Origin of the sequence: Amycolatopsis vancoresmycina, from assembly GCF_000716785.1 — a bacterium.
Taxonomy (GTDB): domain Bacteria; phylum Actinomycetota; class Actinomycetes; order Mycobacteriales; family Pseudonocardiaceae; genus Amycolatopsis; species Amycolatopsis vancoresmycina.
Genome location: NZ_JNYY01000011.1, coordinates 245,253 through 251,252, shown reverse-complemented (window position 1 = coordinate 251,252; position 6,000 = coordinate 245,253). Strand labels below are relative to the sequence as shown.

6 protein-coding genes are annotated in these 6,000 nt (G+C 72.5%); all 6 read right to left on the bottom strand.

The genetic code is table 11. From position 1 onward, the window contains the following. Positions 1 to 140: 140 nt before the first annotated feature. The 6 genes from OO60_RS26875 to OO60_RS26850 all read right to left on the bottom strand — a co-directional run bounded on the left by OO60_RS26875 (position 141) and on the right by OO60_RS26850 (position 5,945). On the bottom strand, positions 141 to 686 hold the full coding sequence (locus OO60_RS26875) for a YbaB/EbfC family nucleoid-associated protein (protein WP_033262321.1): 546 nt from the start codon (positions 684 to 686) through the stop codon (positions 141 to 143). Beyond that, a complete protein-coding gene (locus OO60_RS26870) occupies positions 683 to 1,030 on the bottom strand; it encodes a type VII secretion target (RefSeq protein WP_033262320.1) in 348 nt (115 codons plus the stop codon). The genes OO60_RS26875 and OO60_RS26870 overlap by 4 nt, the downstream gene beginning before the upstream one ends. Positions 1,031 to 1,034: 4 nt before the next feature. Further along, positions 1,035 to 3,005, bottom strand: a complete 1,971-nt coding sequence (locus OO60_RS26865; RefSeq protein WP_033262319.1) for a hypothetical protein — start codon at positions 3,003 to 3,005, stop codon at positions 1,035 to 1,037. An 8-nt stretch (positions 3,006 to 3,013) separates the two neighbouring features. Continuing rightward, positions 3,014 to 3,484 (bottom strand): hypothetical protein, encoded by a 471-nt coding sequence (locus OO60_RS26860; protein WP_004559293.1) that lies wholly within the window; start codon positions 3,482 to 3,484, stop codon positions 3,014 to 3,016. Between the two features lie 14 nt (positions 3,485 to 3,498). Next, complete coding sequence (locus tag OO60_RS26855) at positions 3,499 to 4,341, bottom strand: ESX secretion-associated protein EspG (protein ID WP_004559294.1); 843 nt, start codon at positions 4,339 to 4,341, stop codon at positions 3,499 to 3,501. 470 nt (positions 4,342 to 4,811) lie between these two features. After that, positions 4,812 to 5,945, bottom strand: coding sequence for a DUF222 domain-containing protein (locus OO60_RS26850; protein WP_033262318.1), 1,134 nt, complete (start codon positions 5,943 to 5,945; stop codon positions 4,812 to 4,814). Positions 5,946 to 6,000: the final 55 nt, after the last annotated feature.

Sequence of the window (6,000 nt, the reverse complement as noted above, 5' to 3'; positions counted from 1 at the left end):
CAGCGCCGTCCCGACCGCCCCCATCGCGACCGACGCCCAATCACCGCTCTCGATGGCCGACTTCAGATCGTTCGCCGACTCCAGCAGCGAAATCCCCGAATACGCCTTCGTGGAATCCTTCGTGTCCGCGATCAGCGGATTCACCACGGATTGTTGTCCTCGTCGTCAGGAGCGGCAGGCCGCCGCGGCGGCTGCGGGGCGCCGGGGACGGGCGGCGGCGTCGCAGCGCCACCGGACGGGGTGGGCGGCTGCGGGGCCGGCGGTGCGGGCGGCTGCTCGTCCGGTTCGTCCGGGTTCGGGAAGCGGCCGCGCAGGTTGTCCAGCAGCGCACCGCGGGTCTCGCGGTCCTCGTCGCCGAGCTGCTCGGCCATCACCCCGGCGACCTTGTCGGCGATGCCGGCCTGCGCGCGCCGCATCGTCGTCAGGATCTGCCGCGACAGCTCTTCGAGGGGGAACGACTTGACCTTGTTCGAGAACGTGAGGTCCGTGACGGTGCCGTCCGCGCCGACGGTGACGCTGACCGCGCCGTCGGAACTGGTCGCGGTGAGCCGCAGCCGCTCGGTCTGCTCCTGCGCCGCCTGGTACCGCTGCGCCTTCGCCGCGAACCCGGCCGCCCAATCGTCCATCCGGCGGATCGTCTCGTCGGGGTCCTGGATCAGGTCCCCCAGGCCGTTCGGGCCGGTCATGCGTTTGTCCTCGCTTCCACCGCGCGCGGCGACGACGCCGCGAGCTGACGTTCGAACGGCTGCGCGTTGCCCTCTTCGCCCTCGCGGTAGGACTGCGCGGCCGTCCGGACGTTGTCGGCCAGCCCGCGCACGCCTTCGGCCGACGCCGTCAGCGACTCCTTCGCCTTCTCGTTCGTCGGCCGGATGATCGGCGGGAGGAACGCGCAGAGCAGCCCGTAGGCGTGGTCGGACATCGCCGAGTCGGCCGCCTGCGAGGCCGTGGTGAGCCGGTCGATCAGGCCCTCGACGTGACTCGCGTGCGCGACCAAGTCGTCCGGTTCGACCTCGAAGCCGGCGCCCGTCATGCGCTCACTTCCAATCCTGGTTCTTCCAGTCGCCGATCACCGGCGGCGCCACGACCTGTTCCCCGGCGAAGAAGTTCGGGTCGTCGCTCTCGAGGTAGTCGGCCGACTTGTGTTCCTTGTCGTCGTCCTTCTTGCCGCCGCGGGCCCCGGCACCCATGCCGCCCATGCCCGGGGACCCGGCCGCACCGGCCGCGCCACGCCCCGACATCGCGTTGCGCGCCGCCGCCGCTTCGGCTTCCGCGGCCGCGCCGGAGGCGGCACCACCGCTGAGGTTGCCCGCGCCCGTGCCGCGCACGCCGCCACCGGCCGCACCACCACCGGCACCGCCGCCGATGCCGCCGAGGGACCCGCCCCCGGCCCCACCGCCGCCGCCGATACCGCCGAGGCGGCTCGCGATGCTTTCGCCGTTGATCCCGCCGAGGCGCCCGATGGTCGGCATCTTGCCGGTCCCGCCGCCCGGGATGCCGCCGGGGCCGGTGCCGGTGGGCAGGCCGGTGATCGGGTCGATGCCGGGCGGGGTGAAGCCCGGGATCGGGCTGCCGCCGCGGACGCTGCCGCCGCCCCCGCCGGAAACGTCGGGGATGTTCGGGATCGACGGCGGGGTGTACCCGCTGCCGCCGGTCCCGCCGCCGCCCGGGATGCCCGAGGGCGTGAAGCCGGACGACGTCGTCGAGTCGTCGAAGTGCGGCAGCGACGAGCCGGGGATGCCGGCACCGCTGAAGTTGCCGCCGGAGGGGCCGCCGGGGGCGTCGAAGTTCGGCGGGGTGAAGCCCGCGCCGCCGGAGCCGCCCGCGCCGCTGCCACCGCCGGGGATGCCGGCGCCGGAGAAGCCGGAGCCACCCCCCGGGATGCCACTGCCGCCGCCCGGGATGCCGCTGCCGGAAAAGCCGGAGCCTCCGCCGGAGCCACCCGTGCCGTCGCCGGGGACACCGGGGATGCCCGCACCGCCGGCTCCGGCGCCACCCGCGCCGCCGCTGCCGTCCAGGCCCGCCGCGTTGACGCCGGCGGGGGTCCGCGGCGTCACGCCGTCCATCGCGGTCCGCGCCAGCAGCGGCTGCGCGTCACTGCCCGCTCCGGCGCCCCCGCCCGCGGCCACGCTCTGCCTGGTCGCTGTGGCGGTCGGCAGCTTCGGCGGGGCCGGGAACCGCGGGGTGGCGACCGCGCCGCCGATGGTCTCGTCGTACTGGGTCATGATCTGCGCGGCGTGCTCCCGCGCGGCCTGCTGCGCCCGGTAGGTCTGCATGGCTTCGCCCGCGGCGGCCGCGTACTGCACCGGGTCGGTCATCGACATCAGGCGCTGGTTGGTCGACTGGAGGTCGAACTGCACCGGCGGGTTGGCGACCATCTGCCGCTGGGTCTCGTTGAGCGCCTGGGAGTGGATTTCCTGCTGCCGGCCGGCGAGGGTGGCGCCCTGCGCGGTCGCGCCCAGCCACTTGCCGACGCCGGCGAGGTGCTCGCGGACGGCGTCGCCGGCGCCGCCCTGCCAGTTGCTGGTGCTGGCGTTGATCGCGTCGGCGAGGGTTTTCTGGTGGGTGCCGAGGTCGTTGCCGACCCGCACCCATTCTTCCGAAGTTTCCGCGACGGTCGCCGGGTTGGCGTCCTGCGTGATGGCTTCGTTCATCTGTTCGTGGCTGGCGTTGTTCCACAGGGTGCGCGGCGCCCCGCCGGTTTCGCGCATGGTGAGGCCCTCGTCGAGGCCGTGCTTGGCGTCGTCGAGGTGCTGCTGGTAGAGCTCCTGGATCTTCTTGTCGCGCAGCACGGGGTCGACGACCGGGCCGAGCCAGCCGCGCCGGATCTCGTCGTCGACCTGCCTGGTGGCCATCTCGCGGATCTCGTCGCCCGACGGCGACTTGTCCGTGGTCAGCGGCCCGACGTAGTACTTCGACGACGAATCGGCGGTCACGTCGTAGAGCGGACTGCGCGGGTCGTAGTCCGGCGACGACGGGTCCGAGACGGACTCGGCGGTGGGTGCCACGGTCTCCCTCAGCTCTGGTCGGCGGCCGGGAGCGAGGTCAACGTCTTCTGCGTCGTCTCTTCCCGGGACTTGTAGTTCTGCTTCGCCAGCTTGATGGCTTCGATGTAGGTCGGGAACTCCTGCCGCGCGGCCTGCAGCTGGGTGACCAGCCCGTTTTCGTCGGCGGCGGTGCTGACCATGTGCGCGGAGACCCACTGCCCGGTGGCGGTCCGGCTCATCGCCGGGGCGTCGTGCAGCCGCTGCAGCGCGGCCCACCGGGCTTCGAGGGACTCGAGCACGCCTTCGAGCGCCTCGATCAGCTGGTTGCCGGTGGTGTCGTCGATGGCGAAGCCACCGGTCTGGGCGAGCCGCTTCAGCTGCGCCCCGGCGAGCCCGACCCGGAGCGCGGCCACGGCCTTCGTCTCGGGGGTCGTGGCGGATTGGAGCTGCATGGTGGCCTGGACAGCCTGGACCGTCGCCGCGGTCTCTTCCGTCGTCATCTGGTCCTCCCCGATCAGTAGACAGCCGCGATCGCGTCGCGGATGGCCCGCGCGAGATCGGCCCGCCCGGCCGGCACGTATTCGGCGGTCAGCTCCCCGGAGTCACCGGTCCGGGTGTGCACGAGGTACCGCCCGTCGGCGGTGTCGAGCCAGCTCAGCGGCTCACCGGCCAGCCGCTCCCCCCGCCGCCCCTGCGCGGTGACGGCGATGTGCCCGCCCCCGAGCCGGGGTTCGGCCAGCACCCGTTCGAGCACGGCGACATCGGAGGATTTCGGAGCCGGCGGCCGCCGCCCGGGCCGCACGACGGCCTTGACCTCGATCATCCCGAAGGCATCGGTCTCTTCTTCGTCGAATTCGGCCTCGGCGATCCGCTTGGCGGTCATGGCCGAAACCTCCCGCCCGGCCGCCCGGTGCACGACGTGCCGCCCGGTGGTGGCGGCGGGGGCCGGCGGCAGCACCCCGGTGACGACCTCGACGAGGTCCTCGTCGGCGAAGAGCGAGAACAGCAGGTCATCGGTATCGGGCGCCTGGGTGATCCCGAGCGCCTGCGCCCCGTCGGTGACGACGAGAACGGCCACATCGGCCCCGAGCCCGTCGATCCCGCTGACGGCCACCGACACGCGAGGCTCGGCGAGCAGCTCGAAGGCGGTCCGCACCCCGGGGTGGAGTTCACCGGAGACGGAAAGCCGCCGTTCTTCCAGGGCGTCGTAGACCTGCCGGGCCACCCGCACGAACCGCACGGGATCACTGGGCAGGTGACCGGCCCGAAGGGGGTAACGCTGCACATCGCCCCCGGTCGCCCGGCCGACAACGAGGGCTTCGAAGACCTCGAGGACGAACTCGAACCGCTCCGCCATTTCCCCTCGCCGGATCCTTTTCGTCAAGCCTTCAAGCAAGTTCCCTGACGAACAGTAGCAGTGCAGCAGCGGCCCGCGTCGGCACCGCCACCCGGATGCCCGAAAGACCACGATCCCGGGGACTGGTTGGGCAAGGGAGGGTTGTCGCTCGAACGGGTGACGAGGTGGGGCGGCTCGCGCGCGCCCGCAGGCTTGGGGGGATTTCGGCCGGGTTCGGGCCGGGCGGGATGACCGCTCGCTGCCGGTGAGGCAATGCCCGGGTTCCGGCCGGTCCGGCTGGGCAGATCGCGTGGGCCGCCTCGGGTCGGCGGCGAAACGTGCGGTCGCGGGAGGTTCTGCCGCCAGCTCCCAGGCGCGATGGAGGCGAAGAGGGCGCCAGTGAGCCCGCGGAAGAGTTCCGCCGCCCGTTTCGGGGCGCTGCGGGTGTGGGTGATGGGCCCGTAGCCGTGGGGCTGCGGGCCTGTCCACCTTCATGCTGCGAAGGGCAGCGGTCGGTGCAGGTTGTTACGCCTGGGTTTTCGCTGTTTGTCCAGGAAGCGGGGTGGCAGGAACTCCGGGAACCCGTCGGCGGCGATGCGGACCTCCCACCCCGAGCGACGCGGTGGACGATGGCAGCCCGGGAACGCGCACCCACGGTCGCGCAGGTACAGGGCGCGGCGCAGCCCGGCCGAGATCAGCCTGCGGAGGCGGCCCAGGTCAAGGGGTTCGCTCTTCTCGCCCAGCACCGCGGGGATGATCATGCTGTCGCAGGCGTGGATCCGCGCCTCCGCCGCCGACATGCGGCCGGTATCGCCCAAGGTTGCCTGCCCGACCCCGGTTTTCAGGTCCTGCAACGACACCGCGACCATCACGTGGGCGCGTTCCCCGGCCTGCATCGGCAGGTCCGGGGAGTTCACCGCCAGATCGACCGCATCGGAGAAGGCATCGCCGTAACGCTCCTGCGGGGTGCGAAGGTCGGGCCCGCCGTCGTCGGTGGGGCGGCGCTGGGCCAGGGCATCCAGGAGGGCGCTCGCGCGCATGCCGGTCTCGTCGTCGAACCGGCCGTGCAGCTCCCACATCCCGGATCCTCTCCGCCGCAACGACAACTCCCGAGCCGGAACGGCAGGTTCGGAATCCTCCGGTGCGGGACCGCCGGGGTCGAGATGAGCCAGAATCCGCGCCCCGAGGGCGGCGACCTGCCGGTGCCCCGCCTCCCCGGCGAAGGAAAGCAGACGGGCCTCGGCGCCGTCGCGATGCTCGGGCGGGATATCGGTCAGGGCAGCCACGATCACGTCGATCATCGGGTTGCTCAAGCGACCGGCCAGGGCCGCGAAACCGGTCGCAGGGGCTAGTGCAGGAATCGCGCTGCCGTCGAGATTGCGGCCGGGGTTGAGCGCCCGGGCCCGTTTCACCATCCGTTCCGCCGCCGCCTTCGGCACATCGGCGAGCTGCTCCAGCAAACGGGCAACCGAGCGGTACCCGAACAGTTCCCGCACCCCGCGCTGCTCGATTTCCACCAGCAGCGCACCCAGCGAAGCCTCCGCAGCCCGCATGGTCGCGAGCAGCTCACCGGCACGGTCGGCCAGCGCCACCGCCTCGGCTTCCTGCATCGCGTTTCCCGCCATACCCCCACAATACCGAGCACCCGAACACCAGTTCATCACACGATCGGGTGCATGA

Excerpts from the sequence above, each read along its gene's own strand:
- OO60_RS26860 (WP_004559293.1), bottom strand. The coding sequence starts at position 3,484 with ATGACGACGGAAGAGACCGCGGCGACGGTCCAGGCTGTCCAGGCCACC.
- OO60_RS26875 (WP_033262321.1), bottom strand. The coding sequence starts at position 686 with ATGACCGGCCCGAACGGCCTGGGGGACCTGATCCAGGACCCCGACGAG.
- OO60_RS26855 (WP_004559294.1), bottom strand. The coding sequence starts at position 4,341 with ATGGCGGAGCGGTTCGAGTTCGTCCTCGAGGTCTTCGAAGCCCTCGTT.
- OO60_RS26870 (WP_033262320.1), bottom strand. The coding sequence starts at position 1,030 with ATGACGGGCGCCGGCTTCGAGGTCGAACCGGACGACTTGGTCGCGCAC.
- OO60_RS26850 (WP_033262318.1), bottom strand. The coding sequence starts at position 5,945 with ATGGCGGGAAACGCGATGCAGGAAGCCGAGGCGGTGGCGCTGGCCGAC.